The organism is Mycobacterium sp. TH-M116 (genome assembly GCF_057473685.1).
In genome coordinates this window covers 1-2,815 of sequence record NZ_JBYCLC010000043.1, presented here as the reverse complement: position 1 = coordinate 2,815, position 2,815 = coordinate 1, and the positions used below count along the sequence as shown (strand labels likewise).

3 protein-coding genes are annotated in these 2,815 nt (G+C 67.3%); 1 reads left to right on the top strand and 2 read right to left on the bottom strand.

Annotation, left to right across the window (positions count from 1 at the left end; translation table 11 throughout):
• Nucleotides 1-861 (bottom strand): sulfite exporter TauE/SafE family protein (locus AC2VOK_RS01900; RefSeq protein ID WP_428898969.1); only part of this gene is annotated, 861 nt, incomplete at its 3' end.
• Nucleotides 862-874: 13 nt separating this feature from the next.
• Nucleotides 875-1,063 carry a YgaP-like transmembrane domain gene (locus tag AC2VOK_RS01895; RefSeq protein ID WP_428898968.1) on the bottom strand — a complete coding sequence of 63 codons (189 nt, stop codon included), beginning with the start codon at nt 1,061-1,063 and terminating at the stop codon, nt 875-877.
• Between the two features lie 105 nt (nt 1,064-1,168).
• Here AC2VOK_RS01895 and AC2VOK_RS01890 point away from each other — a divergent pair, with 105 nt between their 5' ends.
• Nucleotides 1,169-2,659 (top strand): YeeE/YedE thiosulfate transporter family protein, encoded by a 1,491-nt coding sequence (locus AC2VOK_RS01890; protein WP_428898967.1) that lies wholly within the window; start codon nt 1,169-1,171, stop codon nt 2,657-2,659.
• Nucleotides 2,660-2,815 lie beyond the last annotated feature (156 nt).

Here is a 2,815-nt window from a genome sequence, read left to right as displayed (position 1 = left end):
CACCGACGCCAGCACCGATTCGGCTGCCGTGTAGAGGGCGACCGCGAGCATCAGCCAGACGAACCACGTCGTGAGCCGCGCCGCCGGCACTGTGGCGGCGACCCTGTCCCCGAGGAGCACGCCGACGATCGCCGCCGCGGTGAACGGAATCGCCACCGCCCAATCGATGTCGCTGTCGGAGAGTCGAAACAGCAGCCCTTCGGCCGAGCTGATGGCGATCACCAGCAGGGAGGTGCCGACCGCGACCGGCATCTCGTAGCCCAGCGTCAGGACCAGAGCGGGAACGACGACGAAACCGCCGCCCACACCGAAAAACCCGGTGAGGAATCCCACCACGGTTCCGGCGATCACCACCCGTACGGCGGTGCCCATCGCGGTTCGCGCATGGTCAGGCGTTTTCGCCGGAGCTGGAAGTTCCGGCCCGGAAGTGATCTCGACCGCAGTGTGCTGCTCGGCACGGCGCGGCGTCTCCCCCGGGCGGCCACGCAAGCGCCACGCGACCACCACGATCAAGCCCGAGAAGGCCAGGAGCAGCACGTTATCGGGTATCGCCCGACTGCTCGCCGAGCCCAGAAACGATCCGCCGATGCCGACGAGCCCGAATGTCAGGCCCCAGACGAGTCGCACCCGCCCGGCTCTCAGCTGGCGCACCGTTCCCACCATGGCGGATACCCCAACCACGATGAGCGACGTCGTTGTCGCCGCGTGCGGGGTCTCGCCCGCGCCGTAGACCAGTGCCGGTACCGCCAGGATCGATCCGCCGCCGCCCAGCGCACCCAGCGACAACCCGATCACAAACCCCAACGGCACCGATGCGGCGACGCGGGTGGCACTCAGCGTCATCGCGACAGCGACGCCCACCAGTGGCTCCGAACTATGCGCCGGATGGGCGTTCGGCCGCCGCCGGAACGCCCGTCCGATGCAGCAGCAGGCTCGTCGGGCACCACCCCATGGCCGTGTCGAGCAGCAGATTGACTCCCACGAAACCGGTCAGGATCATCCCCCCTTGCGGCCTGCGCATCCCGCGCATTCCACGCTGGAGCAGATCCGGACGGCGTTTCATCCCACCACGTTAGCCGTTCTCGACTGGCCTTCGCGGCCGCTGGCTCCGCCCGGTTCGGTACGCCGGCGTCGTCTGCGTTCCCGACGTGGCGCACAATGGATCGACATGGTGGACGTGACCGCTCCGCTTTGGGTGGGGTTGCTCATCGGCGCCGCGTTCGGTATTCCCGCGGCCCTGTGGGGAATCGGCAACCCCGAGACCGTCATCCGGGCGGCCAGGCTCGTCGACCGGCTGCTCATCGGTTGTTTTGCGTTCGTCACAGCGGTCGGCGCGCTCATGCTCTACGGCCTCTACGCGCTGGGGTTTGCGATGCATTTCTCCCCCAAGCCGCTCTATGTCTACGGAGTGACCTTGGGGGGATTGCTCTTCGGTGTGGGCGTGGCCATCAGCGGCTATTTCCCCGGCAGCGAGTGGATCGCCCTCGGCGAAGGCCGCCGCGACGTGCTGTACGCGATCCCGGGCGGCTTGTTGGGCGCGGCAGCGTGGACAGCGCTCTATGAGACACCTGCCGGGCGCTGGCTGGTCAGCGCGGCCAACTTCGGGGATCTGGTGGTCACCGGCAACATCGCGCACATCCGTCCGCTGCCGACGTTCGTCGTGGCCCTCGGCTACGCAGGAGTGGCCTTGACGCTGCTGTACTTCCTGCCCCGGTATCGGGGTGGCACGCACAGTTGTTTTCGGCACCTGGCGCGCTGCCCGCTCGACGAGCATGATCTGGTGCTCATGCGCGACACCGCGCACTACCTTGCCGAAGGAGCGGTCGACGCGACGGGGTCAACCGCCCCGAACTGGTATCAGCGCCTGACGTCGCGCGAGGTCCCCAGCGCCAACTTCTACGCGCGAACCATCAGCACCGTCGGGTTCGCCATCGCCACAGTCACGGTCCTGGCGATCTTCCTGCATCAGATCTTCGGGCAGTCCACGACGTATTCCTGGCTTGTCGGGCACCTGTTTTTGCCCCATTTCGCTTACAGCGCAACGGTGTTCAGCAACATCGGATGGGAGCCGTTCACCGATGTCGGCGTCTTTTTCGGCGGGTTCATCTGCGCACTGTTCATCAGCCGGCGCTTCACCGCCTTCCGTCCGGTCGTGCCGCCCTCCTGGCGTAACCGGTTCGGCCCAAGCCCGGCCAGGCGCGCCATCGGCTGCTTCGGCGGTTCGTTTCTGGTGCTCTTCGGTGCCAGGATGGCCGGCGGATGCACCAGCGGCCACATGCTCAGCGGGGGCATCCAATTGGCGTTGAGCGGGTGGCTGTTCACCGCGGCGACGGTGACCGCGATGGTGGCGACGGCCCGGCTGGTCTATCGCGACGCGAGCTGGCTCACCGCCCCGGCCGGCTCGGGTACCCAACCGGAGCGGCGACGTGAGGTGACGAGAGTCAGCGCTCGGGTGCTCGTGGGCGTCGTGCTCACTGGCTTCGCCGTCATGACCGCCCTGGGTGCGGACCTGACCCGCGGGCGAAACGAGGGGCTGTTGACGCTCTCCGACGTGCTGATCCCCGCGGTGATCCCGGTGCTGCTGGTGGTCGCGATCACGATCGCCTGTCGTGGTGGGCCAACCACACGGTGGCACGGTGCGAAGAAGGAGCGGCGTTGACCCAGCCGGCCGATTCCACGGGTCTCATTGGGCCCGAACAATTTCCGCGAAAACAGTCGTTGTGATCGGCGTCGCCGTCGGCTTGGGCCTTTGGACCCTAGGAACAGCCTCACCCGAGATGTTTGGCTCGCTGTCGAGCGTAATGGTCGAGGCGAT